This is a genomic window from Bacillus sp. SIMBA_005, assembly GCF_046535585.1.
Taxonomy (GTDB): Bacteria; Bacillota; Bacilli; order Bacillales; family Bacillaceae; genus Bacillus; species Bacillus pumilus.
Map to the genome: position 1 here is coordinate 1 of NZ_JAWRWI010000734.1, position 256 is coordinate 256.

The window sequence follows — 256 nt, forward strand, 5'->3', positions numbered from 1 at the left end:
CTGCTCGTTCACCTCGATGACCCAGTCCTGCTCGATCGGGAGCAGACGCACCGGCATCCGCTCGGACAGCTCCGCGATTCCGGGGGTCGGCAGCCCACCCACCCAGAAGAAGCCGTCGATCTCTCCGTTCTCCATCGCCTCGATCGATCCGCTCAGGTCGAGCTGCGGGTTGCGGACGGATGCCGCCGCGACGCCCGCGGCATCCAGGACCCTCCCCGCGATGACGTTGACCCCGGAGTTCTCCGCCCCCAGGGAG

At 68.8% G+C, this 256-nt stretch carries 1 protein-coding gene; it reads right to left on the minus strand.

Annotated features, from left to right (window positions below; all coding sequences use genetic code 11):
• Positions 1-256, minus strand: a 256-nt coding sequence (locus SB660_RS22005; protein ID WP_410584580.1) for a TAXI family TRAP transporter solute-binding subunit, incomplete at both ends; no start/stop codon positions are given.